The 18,108-nt window shown below is 39.2% G+C and carries 16 protein-coding genes; 4 read left to right on the forward strand and 12 right to left on the reverse strand.

Going from position 1 to position 18,108, the window contains the following annotated elements:
* Positions 1 to 162: 162 nt before the first annotated feature.
* On the forward strand, positions 163 to 5,196 hold the full coding sequence (locus tag Q4574_RS05110; protein WP_303472238.1) for an EAL domain-containing protein: 5,034 nt from the start codon (positions 163 to 165) through the stop codon (positions 5,194 to 5,196).
* 32 nt (positions 5,197 to 5,228) lie between these two features.
* Here Q4574_RS05110 and Q4574_RS05115 read toward each other — a convergent pair whose 3' ends face one another.
* From Q4574_RS05115 to Q4574_RS05165, 11 genes are all read right to left on the reverse strand, one after another.
* Positions 5,229 to 6,071: a DUF6544 family protein gene (locus Q4574_RS05115; protein WP_303472240.1), complete on the reverse strand. Its 843-nt coding sequence runs from the start codon at positions 6,069 to 6,071 to the stop codon at positions 5,229 to 5,231.
* 182 nt (positions 6,072 to 6,253) lie between these two features.
* Positions 6,254 to 6,748, reverse strand: a complete 495-nt coding sequence (locus tag Q4574_RS05120; RefSeq protein ID WP_303472242.1) for a GNAT family N-acetyltransferase — start codon at positions 6,746 to 6,748, stop codon at positions 6,254 to 6,256.
* 119 nt (positions 6,749 to 6,867) lie between these two features.
* The gene (locus Q4574_RS05125; protein WP_303472245.1) at positions 6,868 to 8,178 is read right to left on the reverse strand and encodes an aminotransferase class V-fold PLP-dependent enzyme; all 1,311 of its coding nucleotides are present in this window, start codon (positions 8,176 to 8,178) and stop codon (positions 6,868 to 6,870) included.
* Positions 8,179 to 8,344: 166 nt separating this feature from the next.
* Positions 8,345 to 9,328 carry a hypothetical protein gene (locus Q4574_RS05130; RefSeq protein WP_303472246.1) on the reverse strand — a complete coding sequence of 328 codons (984 nt, stop codon included), beginning with the start codon at positions 9,326 to 9,328 and terminating at the stop codon, positions 8,345 to 8,347.
* 184 nt (positions 9,329 to 9,512) lie between these two features.
* On the reverse strand, positions 9,513 to 9,914 hold the full coding sequence (locus Q4574_RS05135; RefSeq protein WP_303472247.1) for a GFA family protein: 402 nt from the start codon (positions 9,912 to 9,914) through the stop codon (positions 9,513 to 9,515).
* A 111-nt stretch (positions 9,915 to 10,025) separates the two neighbouring features.
* Positions 10,026 to 10,472 (reverse strand): GNAT family N-acetyltransferase, encoded by a 447-nt coding sequence (locus tag Q4574_RS05140; protein WP_303472249.1) that lies wholly within the window; start codon positions 10,470 to 10,472, stop codon positions 10,026 to 10,028.
* Positions 10,473 to 10,552: 80 nt separating this feature from the next.
* Entirely contained in the window at positions 10,553 to 11,389 is an 837-nt protein-coding gene (locus Q4574_RS05145; protein ID WP_303472251.1) for an AraC family transcriptional regulator, read from the reverse strand.
* Between the two features lie 207 nt (positions 11,390 to 11,596).
* On the reverse strand, positions 11,597 to 12,007 hold the full coding sequence (locus tag Q4574_RS05150) for a hypothetical protein (protein WP_303472253.1): 411 nt from the start codon (positions 12,005 to 12,007) through the stop codon (positions 11,597 to 11,599).
* A 212-nt stretch (positions 12,008 to 12,219) separates the two neighbouring features.
* Positions 12,220 to 12,669 carry a GNAT family N-acetyltransferase gene (locus Q4574_RS05155; protein ID WP_303472255.1) on the reverse strand — a complete coding sequence of 150 codons (450 nt, stop codon included), beginning with the start codon at positions 12,667 to 12,669 and terminating at the stop codon, positions 12,220 to 12,222.
* 121 nt (positions 12,670 to 12,790) lie between these two features.
* Positions 12,791 to 13,243: a hypothetical protein gene (locus Q4574_RS05160; protein ID WP_303472257.1), complete on the reverse strand. Its 453-nt coding sequence runs from the start codon at positions 13,241 to 13,243 to the stop codon at positions 12,791 to 12,793.
* 157 nt (positions 13,244 to 13,400) lie between these two features.
* Positions 13,401 to 13,754, reverse strand: a complete 354-nt coding sequence (locus Q4574_RS05165) for a DUF1428 domain-containing protein (RefSeq protein ID WP_303472259.1) — start codon at positions 13,752 to 13,754, stop codon at positions 13,401 to 13,403.
* A gap of 74 nt (positions 13,755 to 13,828) precedes the next feature.
* On the opposite strand from Q4574_RS05165, the gene Q4574_RS05170 reads away from it, so the two are divergent.
* From Q4574_RS05170 to Q4574_RS05180, 3 genes are all read left to right on the forward strand, one after another.
* Complete coding sequence (locus Q4574_RS05170; protein ID WP_303472261.1) at positions 13,829 to 14,089, forward strand: hypothetical protein; 261 nt, start codon at positions 13,829 to 13,831, stop codon at positions 14,087 to 14,089.
* A 248-nt stretch (positions 14,090 to 14,337) separates the two neighbouring features.
* Positions 14,338 to 16,482, forward strand: a complete 2,145-nt coding sequence (locus tag Q4574_RS05175) for a methyl-accepting chemotaxis protein (RefSeq protein ID WP_303472262.1) — start codon at positions 14,338 to 14,340, stop codon at positions 16,480 to 16,482.
* A gap of 268 nt (positions 16,483 to 16,750) precedes the next feature.
* Complete coding sequence (locus Q4574_RS05180; protein WP_303472263.1) at positions 16,751 to 17,074, forward strand: hypothetical protein; 324 nt, start codon at positions 16,751 to 16,753, stop codon at positions 17,072 to 17,074.
* 109 nt (positions 17,075 to 17,183) lie between these two features.
* Here the strand turns inward: Q4574_RS05180 and Q4574_RS05185 are convergent, their stop codons facing one another.
* The gene (locus tag Q4574_RS05185) at positions 17,184 to 17,630 is read right to left on the reverse strand and encodes a GyrI-like domain-containing protein (protein ID WP_303472264.1); all 447 of its coding nucleotides are present in this window, start codon (positions 17,628 to 17,630) and stop codon (positions 17,184 to 17,186) included.
* Positions 17,631 to 18,108: the final 478 nt, after the last annotated feature.

An 18,108-nucleotide genomic window follows, 5' to 3' on the forward strand; every position in this document is an offset into this window, starting at 1 on the left:
AATCTTTAATAACCAAATTTATGTATCAAACTTATCGGACTGTCTCAGTCTAAAGACTAATTGCGTGCTTGAGTGAAAACCGATATTTTGTTTGTTAAAGGAAATAAAATCTAAAACTTTCACATCACGCACGCAAAAATAATAAAAACGAGGCAAAAATACATGAAGTTTAAAGGAACTATTCTCTATGTAGAGAACAACGATGATACCCGTGCGCAATATGCAGTCTTTCTGCGTGAAATATTTACAACAGTCATTGAGGCTACGAATGGTCGACAAGCCTTATCTAAATTTCATACCCACAGACCTAATATAATCTTAACAGAAATTCAAATGCCTCAAATGAACGGGCCTGAGCTCATTCAAGAAGTCCGTATTACGGATAAAAAGATACCGATTATCGTTTTTAGTGCTCATATTGAAGAAGATTTTATTTTAGACGTGCTGAAAGATCAAATTAATGGTTTTATAAGTAAACCCACTGATAACAAAAAATTAAAGCACATTATCGATCAGGTTTTATCCGCAGCCAAACAACAAGAATCAATTGGAAAAGCAAAAATATTAGGCGACAAATTAAGCTTGTCTAACGACAATGAAGAGGAAATTAGTCATAACACTGATGGACTCATGGTCGTTGGCATAGGATCCAGTGCAGGTGGATTAGAAGCACTAACAACACTAATTAAAGGGCTTCCAAATAACAATAATACCGCATATATCATTGCCCAACACCTAAGTCCTAAACACAATACAATGCTTGTAGAGTTACTTTCTAGAGAAAGTAACCTAATGATTAAAGAAGCTAAACATAACGAAGTACTTGAAAGTGATACGCTGTACATAACGCCACCGAGTAAAAACGTAGAGATAAATAATGACAACCAGATTATTTTATCTGCACCAGAAAAACATTCCTTTCTCCCCAAGCCTTCGGTCAATCAACTCTTTATTTCAATCGCAAAATACAAAAAAGAAAAATCAGTCGGTATCATTTTATCGGGAACGGGATCCGATGGTTGTCAAGGTATGCGAGCCATTAATGCCGAGGGAGGCATTACTATTGTGCAAGAACCGAGTACGGCTAAATATGATGGTATGCCCATGGCTTCGATTAACGGTTCAGTGGTAGATATCTTAATCGAAGCAGAGAAAATTGGTGAAGAGTTGGTAGCACTAGCTAATTTCCCTAGAAATAAAGTATTAAAAAAGCATCAAATCACACCTGCCAATGATCATCATTCAATCATATTTGGTTTGCTTCACAAATATAAAAAAGTGGATTTCTCAGTATATAAAAAAGCCACGATTAGTCGGCGTATTGAACGTCGAATGGTTGCCTTAAAAGTTACCACCCTGAGTGAGTATGTCAGCCTGCTTCAAAAAGATGAGCACGAAGTTGAATTACTCTACAAAGACATTTTGATTGGCGTCACAAGCTTTTTCCGTGACCGCGATGCCTACGATTCCCTTGAAACTCTTCTAGATAAGTATCTCGATGAGGTCCCCGATGAAAAAGAGCTTAGAATATGGATGCCAGGCTCTTCTACGGGCGAAGAGGCTTATTCAGTCGCGATAATTTTGAACGAGTTATTAAACGACCGTCAACATCAACTAGACATAAAAATCTTTGCCACAGACATTGACGAAGATGCCTTGAAAATTGCTCGTCAAGGTATTTATAGCCAAGCTTCAATGACAGAGGTTTCAGATTCTCACGTTAAAGATTACTTCAGTATCACTAACAATGAATTCGAAGTGAAGAAAAGTTTAAGACAGAACATTGTTTTCTCTTACCATAACTTACTTTCTGACCCACCATTTAAAGATTTAGATCTGATTGTTTGCCGAAATCTTCTGATTTATTTTAATCTTGATGCACAGAAATGGATAATGCCTGCATTCCATTATGCCCTCAAACCAAACGCCTTACTGTTTCTAGGAAAATCAGAAAATGCGACTTACTTTGAGCATTTGTTTGCGCCTGTTGATAAATCTAACAAAATATTTAAAACCGTTGTTAACAGTAAGAAAAACCTTCAATCAATCACTGTAAGTCCGCCAAAATTTGTTAAGTATCAACATCAGGAACAGTCTAAAGTCCCCGCTGACACCCCCATTCAAGAGACGATTATCACAGAAGCAGCAAAGTTATTAATGCCGAATGTGATCGTTACTAACGAGCAACTGAATGTATTTTATAAAAAAGGGAACCTCGATTTTGTTGAGGTACCAGAGGGGTATGTCTCTTTTGATATATATAAAATTATCGACTCACGCCTTGCCATTGATTTACGTAAATTAGTAAGTGATGCGAAAAGAAACTCAGCAATGAATTCCAGCGGTTATATACCATTGCCTCTGAAAAATGGTAAAGCGCGACTTATTAAAATTTACATTGTGCCGGTAATGAATGGCCGTAACCAAATGTATATTTTTTATTTTCAAAGCATTTCAGAAGCTGACTTACCTTCTATTACTAGCAATGTTAACGATGCTGATATCTCTTCCTCGCAAGAGTTAGAATTTGAATTACAACGCATTAAAGAGCATATGCAAACCCTTGTTGAGGAACTTGAAACATCGAATGAAGAGTTACAATCAACAAACGAAGAGTTACAAAGTTCAAATGAAGAGTTGCAAGCAACGAATGAGGAAATGGAAACCAGTAATGAAGAACTTCAATCTACCAATGAAGAGCTTCAAACTGCTTATGCTGAACTTAAGGAAATGTTCAATGAAAATACAGCAATTAAAGAAAAGTTGGTTTCCCTTAACCGACGTTATGAATCAGTTTTAGAAAACATTCATGACGGCGTTATCATAACGAATATGCAAGGCATGATTTTAAAAACGAACCGTGCTATGCAAAAATTTACAGGTTTGAGTAGAGAGCAACTTTTAGCTAAAAACTTATTTAATATATACCCCATTAACGACAGCGGAACCTTTTTATATAGGCAAAAAGAACTAATTGAGAAAGGCACATTTGGGCCTTATATTATTGAACTAAACTCAAGCAGAAATGGAAACACAATACTCGAGATTGAAGATTATCTCAGTCAGGATGATTTAGGTAATACTCAAATCTGGTCGTTCGCATCTGATATTTCAAAAGAAAAGAACGCCCTTGCAGAGCTGTCTTTAAGCCAACAAAAATACAAGGCAACTTTTGATAATGCCAATATTGGTATAAGTCATGTTGCTTTGGATGGTTCATGGGTCACATGTAACAAAGCCTTGTCTAGTATGCTGGGTTACACGAACGAAGAGTTGCTAAAACTGACCTTTCAAGAGATCACCTTTAAAGATGATCTCAAAGAAGATTTAGATTTCATGCAACAACTCTTAAACGGTGAACGGAATTCCTACAAATTAGAAAAGCGCTATCACAAGAAAAATGGTGAAATATTCTGGGCTAATCTTTCAGTTGCCATCGTGAGAGATAAAAATGTTCCTCTATACTTTATCTCAGTCGTAGAAGATATAAATGAAAGAAAACAAGCAAACTTAGAGAATATTCAAGCGAAAATGGTATTTAACTCTACCCAAGAAAGTATTGTCATCACCGACGATGAAACACGAGTTATCAATGTAAACCCTGCTTTTGAAAATCTTACCGGATATTCCTTAGATGAGATTAAAGGTCAAAAAATTAGTATTTTGAAATCCGATAAGCATAGTTCTGAATTTTTTAGCGAAATGGAACGTTCATACAAACAAAGTGGTTTTTGGTCAGGGGAAGTAATCAACACATCGAAAAGTGGTGAATTATTTCCTGTTTTCTTAAATATCAGTGCCGTAAAAAACGAACACGGTCAAACTATTCAGTATGTTGGGGTGATAACCGATATTTCCTTGATTAAACAATCACAGAATAAAATACAGTATATGGCCAATCACGACGCCCTTACCGGCCTACCTAATCGCACGTTGTTAGCAGACCGGTTAGAGCACGCTTTAGAAGAATCGCGTCGTAACAAAAAACAATTGGCAATTCTATTTGTCGATCTAGATCGGTTTAAAATTGTGAATGATGGTTTAGGACACGATGTCGGCGATGCGGTGTTAATTGAGGTTGCAAAAAGGTTTACCGATATTTTACGTTCCGGCGATACCGTTGCGCGCGTGGGCGGGGATGAGTTTATTATAATTGTGCAGGACCTAGACACCGCCTTAAACGCCTCTAAAATCGCCACCAGTTTAATTCAATCAGTTAAAGAAGAAATCAGTGTCAATGAGCATAAAATTAATATTGGTGCCAGTATTGGGATAAGTATCTATCCAAATGACGGCCACTCTGCTGAGGAATTAGTTCGACAAGCAGACATTGCTATGTATGACGCTAAAGAGAACGGTAAAAACATGTATCGCTACATCTCTGAGGAGCTTTCTTCTTTTGCGTTTGAAAAAGCCTCAATGGAGAGTTTGATTCGAGAGGGACTAAATAAAGATGAGTTCGAGGTATTCTACCAACCTATTATTGATATAAAAACGAGAAAAGTTTCTCACCTTGAAGCGCTAATTAGATGGAATCATCCTCGCCTTGGTTTGGTCATGCCAAATAAATTTATTCCTTTAGCGGAAGAATCTGACCTCATTACAGAAATTACTAAGTATGTCATTTTCAAAGTTATGAAAACCATTAGTGACTTGAACCGTGATACTAACCAACAGTACAAAATAGCCATTAACTTCTCACTGAAAGATTTAGAGAGTGATGCATTGTTCTATACTTTTAAAAAGTACTTACAGCAATTTAAAATTAATGGCAATTTGATCTCATTGGAAATTACCGAACGAAAAGTTATTTTGTCCAATGAAAAAAATCATAAACACCTAGAACGTTATAAAAAGCTCGATGTATTTTTTTCCATGGATGATTTTGGTACAGGGTACTCAAACTTAGGTTATCTCATAAATAAACCTTTTGACATGCTCAAGATTGATCGTTCGTTTGTCTCTCAAATTGGTAAGATTAGAAAGTCGGAAGAGGTGGTCAAGGCCACTATTTCCATAGCCAAAGCCTTGGGCTTAAAAACGATTGCTGAGGGAGTGGAAACAAAAGAACAATTTGATTTTATTTCACAATATGATTGTGACTTTGTTCAAGGCTTTTTATTTCAAGCGCCTGAACCTATTCATAAATTAATTAGCTATCTCAAAGAAGACAATAAAAAAGATATGAAGGGCTAACCCAACATGCAGTATTCAAATTCATTTCTCCACTAAATAATTTTTTTGGGGGGGAAGTGGATTTGCTTTATTTTTGCTTTGTAAAAAGCGAAATAGTCATCAGTTCCAAACATATTTCCCCCCTCAACATAAAAGGGAAGATGGTAACCCTGCACCTCACGAAAATCTGACAATCTGCCTCCAAAGGGTTGTATCTGATATTTTTTATTGTCATTTGCATTACTCCAGCGCAAAAAAGATACCTCAACAAGTTGACCATAAGCATCAACCTTGATCTTAACACTTTGGGAAAGGTAGCCGTGGCAAACTGTCACTTGCGCAGAGTTTGCATCAATGGCTTCCCATGAAACGCCCGGCCCCGGCAATACTGCAGCAGGAGTCCAAAACACAGATTCGGCAATATAACGACCATAGGCAGATAACCGATGATCGAAATTATCACCTATCCGAGCCACAGGGAGCAGTCCAAAAATTCTAAAGCGTGTCCACTTCCCTGAATCAGAACCAGATATAGGTACGATCCCCCCTAGCTTCGTTTTCCACACAAAACCATAAGGTGATGCAAGGATTTGATGGGCGTGCATAGTTTGATAATTTGGCTGTTGTTTGTTACCTAAACTAAACTGCCCGCTTATGTCAATTTCAGCCACAGAAAGTAATTCGGTACCGGTGGATATAGCGTAGTTAAAAAATCGCCGCGCCGGCTCAGGCAGCTCAGCTACCATTTTAGGATCATAGGCATGAGGGCGCTCTGATTGTAGAGATTTTAGCCTAGTCCACTGTGTACGTTCTGCTTGCCAATCATAGAGTCGAATGGTTAACAGCGTGACGAGTAAAACCGCGGATAGCCCACTAAATATGGATATTATGTCCATGTTGAAAGCACATTCCAGTTCGTTCCCACCTTAATGTATATGAAATTCACTTTTTTAAACCGTTACCGTTAATCTTATCGATGCTTATTTATATCCTAGATGAGCGTTAAGTTCCCAATAACTGTCAGCGTGTAAACCTAATAACTGCCAGGTTCTTTAACGGAATCATGTTTTAAGCAATATTACCCAAACGCCGGATGATATTTAACACTGCCCTTTGGGATGTCAGTAGCAAAGGATAAAACCTGAAAATATTTCGCTGGGACTCCCTGCAAAACTAAATTGGGGTGGGCAATAAAACCAAATCTCTGGTAAAAACGTGGCTCGCCTAGTAACACGCATCCATTGGCGCTTTTTTGCTTTAATTGTAACAAACCTTCCTTTATAAGCTTTGAGCCAATACCCTGATTTTGCAAGGAAGGTAGAACACTTACCGGAGCTAAACCATACCAACCAGAAAACTGATCATTAATATGAATTTTTGAGAATGCGATATGCCCTGCTATTTCATTATCTTTAATGGCGACTAATGAAATTGACAGTGCAGCGTCTTTTCTCATGAACTCAACAATTTCTGCTTCCCGTTTATCACTCATGGGAAGGTTTTCAAACGCCAACGTTATCAATCTTGAAATTGCACTGATATCACGTTGATTCTCTCTACGTATTTCCAGCACCGCAGGTCTTCCATTTTAATAGTTTACACCGAACTACACTACCCTAAGACTAGGTGTAAAGCCTATGGTAGCGCAACACAACTTTAGATCACCAACACCACTGTATCAGAAGGTGCGATTCAGCCCATGTTACTAATTTCCGCTAAAGCGGTTTCTATTTCCTGTTCATTATTGAGTAAAGAAGGGGCAAATCGAGCATAGATTTTTCGGTAAGGCGTACTACTCATAATAATGCCTTTTTTGTGCATTCTATCCACAACGGTATCAGGCTCTATTCCGTGCACATCAAAACACACTAACCCTGATGAAAGTTCAGAACTTTCAGGTGTATATAAGGTAACGTGGGACATGTTTGCTAAGCCCCTTTTGGTTTGCTGATTTAGTTGATGGATGCGCTTTTGTACGTTTTCTTTGCCTAATTGAAGATGCAATTTAAAGGCTTCAGGTAAGGCCCAACGATGTTCAAATGAGTGAAAGCCTCCTGGTGACATGTGTTCTCCTATGGGCACCTTTTTTTGTTCCATCAACCCCATCCAAACTTCGTAGGAACCACTAAAACTAGGAATAACAACTTCGCTTTGCTCCCAGGCCTTATCATTTCCCCAGACAACCCCAGTACCTCTAGGACCAAAAATCCATTTATGGGTGCCGGCAATAAAAAAGTCACAACCAAGTTCAGCAACATCTTGGTTTTCAATACCAAAGCCATGTACCCCGTCTACACAGAATAAGATTTGTTGAGCCGACTTACGTGTTTTATTAATACCTTCAATAGTGTCAGCCATTGCTCGTATTGGTAATTTCACTCCAGTAGAAGAATGTACCCATGTAGCTGCAAATACGCGGGTATTAGGGTTTATTCCGGCTTTTAGTCGTGCCAACACCTGCTCAACACTCACTTTTGCAGGATCGTCATAAAGGGCTATGCGCTGCACCTTTACTCCACTTCGTTTCGCCCGATAGGCCAATGACATATCCGTAGAATAGTGATCGTGAACCGTTTGCAAAATTTCTTCACCAGCTTGTAATTTTAAGCCACTGTAAACCATTCCCAGTCCCATAGTTGTACTGTCGGTTAAGGCAATATTCTGTCCTTTACCCCCCATGTACTGAGCCGCACTGTTTGCGATTTCACTATCGATAGTTAAAAAGTTTTGGTGCCAGTAATCAGACGGATTTTCATCAAAAGCTCGCCGATGTTTTTCTATGGCGTCTGCGACCGGTTTTGGATGGGATGCCAATAGAAAGGTAGATAATTGTATATAGTCGCGGGTCAATGGGAACAAATTTCGAAGGGCTTTCCAATCTCCAGCTTTAACAGGAGAAATACCCTGATCAGTATGTGAAGAATGGGCCAGTGCGGCACCAGGTGCCAACACACTCATTCCAACCCCTAAACCTAAACTATTCAAAAACTCCCGTCGTTTCATATCTATCTCCTGATACTCGAATAACACTATCGACCATGATTTTAGACAAACGAAAGCAACTAGTTAGCAACGCTGATAGGAAACTAATAACGTTAAAAAATCGTACATTGTGGGTAGCTATTATAGTCTAAATTTGAAAAAAGATGATGACGAGACTTGCTTTGCCTTACAGGTTTGCTGTTCGACACTTTTCTAGGCTTGAAATAAAATCCTTAGGTGAATCTAAACCTAAATAAATAGTTTTACCTGAACTAAGTTTGATCCCAACATTAGGAGCCCCCGCTAAATTATACCGTTTCACCAGATTCGACCTGCGTATCACCTCAGCATTTAGTTGGATATTCTCCATCTCAATAAAGGGAATGACTAATGGGTTACCTACCCCGTAGCGAATAATCAGACCCTTTGATGTAATGGAAATGGGTCGAATTGCCATTGCTCTATACTCTGCAATAAAAAAGACCAAGCCAATTAAAGTTAAACCGGATATGATATTGGCCGCAAAAGGCGACCATACAAAATGCAGTAACATATGCATAATGGGTAATTCAAATAGCATTATCAAAATAAAGCCTAATTGATTGCTTTGCGTACCGTCTTTCATATGGTAGCTAAAATGATGCTCCCCCATAAAGTTTTGACGTTTAATTTGTTTTGAAAATAGTGCGTATGTCCACACTCGAGCTTCGAAGGAAAGTATCAAGCTCACAGCCCCCTTCCCCAAAATCCTTTCAATGGGTTGAGATATTGCCATGTCGGGATCACGATCTTTGCTCAGCGCCCCTTTAATAGCAAAAATAACAGTACAAAGAGTAGAAATCTCTAGCAATATAAAAGCGGCAATTGCGAGGTATCGTAATGATTCAAGATAAGGCCAGACAACCTTTGCACTTTCTGGGATCACATAACTCCCTAGCAATACAATCAAACACCCATAAACCACGGCTTTAAGGGTGGCTTGTTTTTTATCTTTAACACATAAAAAACATAAAATGGGTAATACAACTAAGCCATCAATGAGCAATAGCCATTCAGGTTTTTGCGTGCCATATTCGTTTAAGGCATTAGAAGTTTGATAGAAAAATCCCCAGAAAAAGCAGATAACAGCAAAAAATAAGATTGGTATATTTTTTTTAACGAAAACTGACACTATTTCTCCTGATTATTATCACCTTGCAAGAAAAGGTATTAAACTACTTTCCATCTACAGCAAGAAAAAATCGCCACTAACCTCGACCTTCTTGTTAGATTTAAGTGCGTTTTTATGCTTGTCCTAGAGACATTTTTTAATACTTATTTGCTTAGGGAAAATGTAACAGGTATTAAATATAAATTCACTTTGGCAGCCCTTCGTATTTTGGTAAATCATCCAATTCATTATCCCAAGGGGCTTTGCTCGCGCAAAAAATATGTGCATTGGGGAGCATCGAAATTTTGCTGTCTAGACAGCCCGCAGGAACGGCGAGCAAACCCACGACTTGTGTGCTAGGCAACGCTGAACCACACACTTTACAAAAACATTTGTTATGAACCGTGTTTGCAAGCATAAATTCATTTACTGAATTAGCTCCAGAAAGCCAATTCAACTTAGCAGACTTAGAAAAAAGATTCGCACCATGGGCTGAGCCAGTGTCTTTCTGGCAATACTGACAGTGACACAGGTAAAAACTCTCGAACTCACCCTGCACTTCAAATTTTACGGTACCACACAAGCACGAACCAAAGTATTGAGTCATAAGTTCTCCCTTATCTGCTGAGCTTAAATGGTAACTTATCATTTATTAAAATGGTGGAAATATAGGAGTTAAACATTTCCACGCTACCAATCTCAGCCACTTATTGTTTGGTTAAATCAGGTTGTTAGTATTAAATTTTAGTCGCAAAACGGCCTGCTTAGTAGGCCTATGCCACTTCTCTTCTAAGTGCACAAAGCCATATTGCGAATAGAATTTTCGGCCAATTACGTTTTTTTTAAAGACCTCAACTTCCAGTTCATTATGCATCTCTTGGGCTTTATCCATCAACGCTTTTCCAATGCCTTTACCGTGAAAGGTTGGTTGAACAAATAGTGCACCAACTTCATTATTCATGAGGGCGATAAAACCTTGTACTTTATGATCTATTTCTGCCACCCAAGTATTTGTGTTAGGCATATAAATCTCAGCAATATTTTGCCGCTCATTGGCGATGAACTCTTCTGTCATAAAGGAATGGGCTAATTTTGTGGCCACCTCCCAAATGTCGAGCACAGGAGTTAAATCTGAAGCCATATATTGTCGAATTTTTACTTTCATCGTTGTTCCTATCTTCGATTATTGAAAGAGCACACTCTAATGACTTTCAAATATTGAAGATTGAACAAAAGCGACAATGTCTAGTTAAACTCGAAATTCCCATAGATATCAATAGTTAAATCGCGACTTTTATCATATTCAGCAGGAGTACTATCAATGGCTCCCTTGAGAAAACGAATGAAATGAGGTTGATCGCTAAAATTCCACTTACTGGCAACGTCAGCCCAATTAATGTCGTTATCCCTACGTTGATACAAATAATCAAGTATAGACTCCAGGCGAATCATTGACTGACACTGTTTCATTGTTAACTGGGTCACTTTTAAAAAACTGCGTTCAAGAGTGCGTTGTGAACGATGCAGGATGTTTCCAATATCGGCTATGGGCGTATGATTGAGTAGTGGTAAAATTTGACGAACCAGGGTGCTATGTTTATCTTCGTGAGTTGTTGAGAACCAAGTCTCTAGAACCTCATCAAGGATATTTCTCACCTCATTGGATTGGTATGCGGCATCAATGCTTAGGACTTCAACACCTGACTGCTCCTCTCCTAGTAACTGCCTAATATTTGCTTCAACAACGTTATCTAAACTTGCGCTGAAATCAGATAAATTTAAAGAATAAAGAGCTCCGACCCTAAATTTTATCCCTAGAATTTTAAAATGCGACGAATGATCCATGGTAAAGGTTTTAAGATGCGGAAAAATCCAGTGATCACCTTGAACCAGATGAGAGGTAACTTCCTGGTTATATTCATGTATGTGATGATTGTCTGCAAGTATCAAATGGGCAGATGGATCTGGGTTTAACTTTGGATTTGTATGACTGCTGTCATGTGCTTCTTTTTCTAAAAACCAATAACACTCAACATATTTGAGTACAAGGTCGTTTTTAGGTACGAGTTTCCAACTTTTCATTTACTTAACAACGGTGATTTTGAGTCCAATGGCCAACACATTATGCAGAGATGTCGCAGTATAATAGTGCACAACTATTTCGGCTCTGCCACTGAACCACGTGCGGTTTTTGCCTGTTTAAAAGCGATTAAGCCCTTTAAAATTGCATTCTAACATCGAAAACAGTTTCCAGGATCCCTTACCAGAGAATCTATTATGGATGTTAAATTACAGTTTAATTTCAAATTTTAATCTTCCCCCAGAGCCCTTATATCGATTGGCTGGTTTAGCCACGACAAATAAAGGGCCCTCATAATCATTAAAACTATGCCAACCGGAAACAAACTTTGAAGAGACAGATTCTAGAGACATTGAACTTGCGTAACTAAACGCCTCACCCGCTTCCAATTTCTTAAAGTTTTCTTTATTAACCGTATAAATATGCATTGGGCCGCGGCTATAATGATCAAAAGACACTTGAGCAAGCGTGTCTTTACGATATTCCCAAACAATCCATTGATACTCATCTCCAGATAAGTCTAAGACTTTGTTATATTTCTCTATCGGTATATTGTCACAACTAAAAAGGCTCAGTGACATTAAAAGTAAACATAATTTTTTCCAGCAGAAAAATCTCATACTATATATCCCTATTTCGCGAATGATAGTTAAACTCTAGCAACCTATTGATTAAATTACGAGCAATTTGAGAGAGTAGTAATGTACCAGATAGGCGCTACAACTAATCCTAAGTCGATACCTATTACACGGCATTGGAATTTAACAACAAACTATTCAAAGGCGCGATCTTAAGTACAAAACAACCTGTTTCACTTTGCGGTAACCAACTGTTAACTATCAACTTTCCTAACGTAGTGGTCAAAGGCAGTGACTTTCAGGTAAGCATTACTCTCATATAAAGACTTTGCAGCAAAGTTATCAACTGCAGTGGCGAGCTTTAAACTACCCGCTCCTGTATTCAGCGCAAAGTCATACGCTGCATTGAGCAAGGCTGCTCCAACACCCGATTTACGGTTTGTAGAAACGACAAATAAATCGTTTAAATAAAGCATAGGTTTCATGGCGACAGATGAAAAGGCGGGGTATAGTTGAGTAAAGCCGACTGGCAAATTTTTAGCTGTCAATGCTAGTAAAATGGTAGCGTCATTTAGCGTCAGTCGTTCCCTTATAAACTCCTTAGCAGCATCAATATCAGCAGCTTGACCATAAAATTGCCGATACAAGTCAAAAAGCTCGGCAACAGCGTGAAGATTTTCGATTTTAGCTTGAATAATTTTCATGAAACTTCCTTGAAACATCTAAAGATAACGACAATCTAACCCTGTCATTACCTAACAATTTGCGTTTTATCCATTCGATTTAGAATCGCCATTGAAGTCAGGCTAAGGGTATTTATGGGATTCATAACGCTTTGTAATACACATCAATTTTGTGTTCACTGGCTTTAAATTCACTCATAATTTTAATAAAACACACTTTTCTTGTTTCTTTTTCTTCATAAGCCGTACCTGAAATATTTGCGTGAGTAACCGTAGTAGATGTTGCGCAAAAGCGGCTATCATCTTTAAGGTGAACTCTGGTGTTTTCCAATGTCGAACTAGGTGTTGCGTTGGGTTTGTTCATTTTTTTCATTGACTCGAGCATTTGTTTGCCCGTCACCCGTCGACTATCACTGCCTAAATTCGGAATATGCATAGTTTGAACAATTTCATATTGATCAGTTAGCCATTTAGAATAGTCTTCTCCGTTGTTACTCATATAGTCAGATTCAAACGATAGATAGACCTGTTTAAGTTCATCCTTTGAAAATGCACTGTAGCTAACAAAGAGCAAAACGAATAATACATACTTCACTCTTTACTCCTTTAAATCTAAAACCTAATTTGTAAACTAAAATCCATTACCAACATATTAAACAGCAAGTGGATAATAAAAGCACTACCCAAGGCAATTGATGGGTCTGAACCAAGCTCAATAATATCGAGTTTGTTCAGAATGATATTTGCCCCGCCTAAGCTTTCAATAGCGTGTTGAAGCCGCCGTAAATAAGGCGCTTGCCATCAAAGGGCATGGGGTTAATTTCAGGCGACATTCGCGGATCATCCATCACAGTTGCCCAGCCTTCGTCACGAATTTGTTTTGATGGCCACACCACCCAGGAAAATACGACAGTTTCATTTTGTTCGGCTTTTACCGCCAGAGGTAGAGACGTTAATTCACCATCTGGTACTTCGTTACCCCAGTTTTCAACGATCTCTAAGGCTCCACATTCCTTAAACACTTCTGCGGCTAACTTTGCATGTTCTAAATATTTATTTTTGTTTTCACTTGGTACTGCAGCAACAAAACAATCTACATAAGACATCACGTTTTCCTTCTTGTTGATTCAACTCACTAGAAAAATAACTCTATCCCTAACGGGCCCTAAAAAAGTCGAGTTTGACTACCTACCACTTGGTTTTGGTCGAAATTAGACCTGATTACAACTTTGCCTTTGAAACCGCTATTTTGCAAAATTTTTTACACCAAAAAATTCCCTACAATTCAGTAGTATTTGTTGTACTAACCCTGTTGTTAAATGTGAGTGACAGAGATTCCATAGAAGAAGAAGGGTTGAACAGATTGTTAACACCTCAAATAGCAATACGCACCAATAATGAGCAGCATAAACTGAGTGACCCAGCACTTGCTTCATTATAGTGCGCGTTATTATAAAGTACCTAAAACCCCCCTTAAATTATTTTATTCATTCGGTTTTGCACTTCCCTCAAATTGGCATTAAAACTCAGTATTTACCTAGTAATTCTCTAATTTTATTTGCGAAATCCATGGATATATTCTTCACAGTGAGACAACTTTTATTAACTTTATAAATTTTGTCATTTAGGCACTGATGTTGCTGTAAAACATGTTTGCTGTGTGTATTTGCATGTTTTTGGGGAGTTGCTGTGCATTTAAAAAGTAATTCAATGCAGTTGTCTGCTAAAGAGCGTCGTTGGTTACCTTGGTTTGGTATCAATGGCAAGTTATCACTAGGTTGGTCATGTTTTGTCAATCGCTCTACCTACCCCGCCGTTGAACAGACCTTTGAAGGGATTGCTGCTACCCGCGTAAAGCTGCTACAAAACTGGACAAATAATCAATGGCAACATTTAGCTTCAATCGCCAATATTATCAATATTGATGATCTAGCTGCATGTAAAATCAGACTCCAAGACGGTTTAAAAAGTGCGCAGGACTTTTCTGAACTATTTATTGTTGATACCCAAGGCAAAATTTTAACCTCTACCTATGAACAGCGGGTTAATCGCCGTCATGGTGAGCTAAAAGCAATTAAACAAGCTATTCAAGGGCCGTTTTTACATGGCCCGTATATCGATCCTGATACTTTAAAAATTGGACGCTCAAGCTCAAATTTCCACGATGAAGTAACCCTGATGTTTTATCAGCCCATTATCGATAAAGATACAATCATTGCCCTTTTGTGCGGACGGGTGCCGAATGATGTATTGGGCGATTTAATCCAACGCGAGGCTGGCCATGTTTATCGTGAATCTGGAGACAACTATTTATTTATGGTGGAATCTAGATTTAACCCTGACATAAAACCAGGTATCGCATTATCACGATCACGTTTCGAAGACAGTACCTTTAGCCATGGTGAAAACCTAAAAGCGGGGGTTCATACCGACTTCGGTGTTGTTAAGGTTGCTAAGCACACTGAGTTGGAAGTGCGGTTTACCGATCCGGCAACAGGCGAATTGCATCCGGGGGTGCGTGAAACCATTAAAAATGGCCAAAATTTATTTGTTACCTACCCTGCTTATTCGGATTACCGGCATATCCCCGTCATTGGTAAAGGCGTTACCTTTAACCTACATGGTTCGTTAGATACATGGGGCATGATGTGTGAAGGCGACCTAGAAGAAGTTTACCGACGTCGGTCTATTAGTTTTTCATTACTGAAAACCTACTTCGCATTGACCGCATCAGTGGTTGGTTTGAATATTGGTTTGCAGCAATATACCGACTTGTCGTCGATGACCAGTAGTTTGATCACCGGCGCTGGCGTGTTACTCAGCGGTGGTTTATTTGCCATATTTTCCACCAATAAACTATCAAACCGCTTGAACGAAATGACGTCGGTGATCCGCACCATAGCTGAAGGAGAAGGTAACTTAACCCAGAGGCTGGATCAAGCCGGAATTAAGCAGGATGAAACAGGTGATATGAGCCGTTGGATCAACAGCTTTATCGATAATTTAGACTCCGTCGTAGGACAAGTGATCCATGCTTCACACGATGTTCGCAAAACCAATGATGATATGCTGGATAAGAATGCAGAAGCGTATTCCAGCTCAAACCAAGTGCACGACTCTATGTTACGCATGCAAGAATTAATTGAGACACAGCGCGACGTTATTTTGCAAGCCTCCCATACCGCACAAGATATGAAACAATCTATGGCAAGCGTAGTTGAAAAAGCCAAGTCTGACTACGAAGACGCCAGAGCCGGTACACAAGCGATACGCGATATCGTTGAGAACACAGCTGCCAGTGTCCAATCTATTGACTCGCGGATGGGGGAAATTGGTAACATTATTGAGGTGATCACCGATATCACCAATCAAACCAATTTACTTGCCTTAAACGCGGCCATTGAAGCCGCTCGAGCTGGTGACCATGGCCGAGGATTTTCCGTGGTAGCCGATGAGGTGCGTGGCTTAGCGGGAAGAACAGCTGAAGCAGCTAAAAATATACAATCTATGATCCAAGGCTTGCAACAAGAAACCTTGCATGCCGTTAACTTTATGGAATCCGGGGTTAAAAATGTGGACCAAAGTTTAAAATTAACAGAAGCGGCTTCAGGCGAAAATATTGAGTTACATGCCATTGTAGAAAAAATGTTTGAGACCATTGGTGTAATAGAGCAAAACAGTGCACGAAACGGTGAAACTGCGCAACAAGTCACAGAAGTGACAGAAGCCATGGCGACCTCTATTCAACAACTGAGCATGAGTTCAGAACAGGTGAATACCACCGCTAGCCGCCTACAGCAATTAATGGGAACCTTCCAAGTGAGTGCCCATTGATCTATCTCCCCCTAAAGTTGACAACTGACACGCCATACAAAACTTAGACACCTGGTTATTTAATCAAATTGATCTAGTTAAAAATTCAGCGCTCACAGAGCGGAGAAAATAACATTAATTCTTCATATACTTGCTCATTAGCCTTTTGCAGTTATAGTTTTTAAGGAAGCATTACCCCTCTCAAGCGGTAATTAACAATGAGGGCTGACAGTGCGAAAACTGGCAGACCTCTTCAAATAACCCCAATTATGTAAATGGAGTTCCCCCCATGAACATACAACACCATCTGTTGCATGGTTCTGCCATATTAGTATTGCTTCTGAGCGCCTGCGTCCAAAAGCAAGAAAGCCCGATACCAGCCGCCGCCAAAGTGAAAATCACAGACTCAGACAAGCAGCAAGCCACTAAAGCTTTACGTACTCTGGCCGACGACGTCTGGGCCGTTTACCTAGCACAAGATACTTACTACCGGTTACAGGAAGGGTTGCCAATAGAGCGGTTCGAGGATCTGACCTTACAGGAATACCACAAGAAATTACAACAGACTCAAACATACCGTGCGCGATTGGGAGCCATCAACAGCCAAGCCTAATCGGCGTACTTAAGTGAATTTTAACGCACTAGGGCGCTAGACTGAGTCGCGGCAAATCAGACAGAGGCGAAGGGCTCTGGAATAAAAGTCCTTCCCCCTTGTTAAGTCATTATTTCACCGCAATATGAACTTCAATTTCATTACCATTTGGGTAGAATTCGAAGTCCGTCGTGAATAACCTTTGATGCTCAGCATGTCCATTGGAAAAGTATTCCCAAACTTCTGTCCAAGCATCTATTGCGATTTGAGGCATTTCTCCTTTGTGACTAAACACCAAATATTTTGCTTTTGGAATAATGATTTGTTCAATGTCAGGGTTAGACGGAATTGACTGACCATCAAAACCAGCTAGGACAGTAAACATTCCGTTATGGTCTGACTCGTAGTTGTAATAAACCCCATATACTCGCTCGCCATTTTTATAATCAACAGGAATAGTTGCATCAAATGAACTCCATAAAGCGGGAATTTTCCCATTAGGGCTCATTTCAACTGCATTATTGGTTCTGGTAGAAATCCCATTAATCATTTTTTCTGAAGCAATCCTTAGTTCCATTAAAATCCTCTTTGAGTTATATAAAGTTTCAAATAAACAGCAAAAACTTGCAGGCTAAACCTGGCGAAGAATAAACCTCAATCAACGAGTATACATCCGCGATATAGGTTTGTTATTGCCCTACTCCGCTTCACTATCGTGGTCTTGCTGCCACACACACTGTTGGCGTAAATATACGATAAAATTACTGCCTTAGACTAAACTAAGCTGCCAGAAAACTGCAAGTATTGTTCAAGGTTAGGGTGAACTGATTTGATAGAAATGGTATAGCAGAAATGTCGCAAAAATCCATCTTAGCAGTAATCTGGAATGCCCATCCGCTGCCCTTAACAACCAGCACAGACCCCAGGCAATACCGCGAGCGCGGCTAAACCAGTCTGCAGTTTAGGTCTGTTAGGATGAAATACAATAAATAGAAACATAAAAGGGGTCAGTGTCAAATTCAGGAATTTACTCTGCCCCCTTTAAAACTTTAATA

Source organism: Aliiglaciecola sp. 3_MG-2023 (assembly GCF_030548205.1).
GTDB lineage: Bacteria > Pseudomonadota > Gammaproteobacteria > Enterobacterales > Alteromonadaceae > Aliiglaciecola.

Bases quoted from the DNA above. Each gene is read 5' to 3' on its own strand.
- Q4574_RS05110 (WP_303472238.1), top strand. From the start codon at position 163: ATGAAGTTTAAAGGAACTATTCTCTATGTAGAGAACAACGATGATACC.
- Q4574_RS05115 (WP_303472240.1), bottom strand. From the start codon at position 6,071: ATGGACATAATATCCATATTTAGTGGGCTATCCGCGGTTTTACTCGTC.
- Q4574_RS05125 (WP_303472245.1), bottom strand. From the start codon at position 8,178: ATGAAACGACGGGAGTTTTTGAATAGTTTAGGTTTAGGGGTTGGAATG.
- Q4574_RS05135 (WP_303472247.1), bottom strand. From the start codon at position 9,914: ATGACTCAATACTTTGGTTCGTGCTTGTGTGGTACCGTAAAATTTGAA.
- Q4574_RS05140 (WP_303472249.1), bottom strand. From the start codon at position 10,472: ATGAAAGTAAAAATTCGACAATATATGGCTTCAGATTTAACTCCTGTG.
- Q4574_RS05145 (WP_303472251.1), bottom strand. From the start codon at position 11,389: ATGAAAAGTTGGAAACTCGTACCTAAAAACGACCTTGTACTCAAATAT.
- Q4574_RS05150 (WP_303472253.1), bottom strand. From the start codon at position 12,007: ATGAGATTTTTCTGCTGGAAAAAATTATGTTTACTTTTAATGTCACTG.
- Q4574_RS05155 (WP_303472255.1), bottom strand. From the start codon at position 12,669: ATGAAAATTATTCAAGCTAAAATCGAAAATCTTCACGCTGTTGCCGAG.
- Q4574_RS05165 (WP_303472259.1), bottom strand. From the start codon at position 13,754: ATGTCTTATGTAGATTGTTTTGTTGCTGCAGTACCAAGTGAAAACAAA.
- Q4574_RS05180 (WP_303472263.1), top strand. From the start codon at position 16,751: ATGAACATACAACACCATCTGTTGCATGGTTCTGCCATATTAGTATTG.
- Q4574_RS05185 (WP_303472264.1), bottom strand. From the start codon at position 17,630: ATGGAACTAAGGATTGCTTCAGAAAAAATGATTAATGGGATTTCTACC.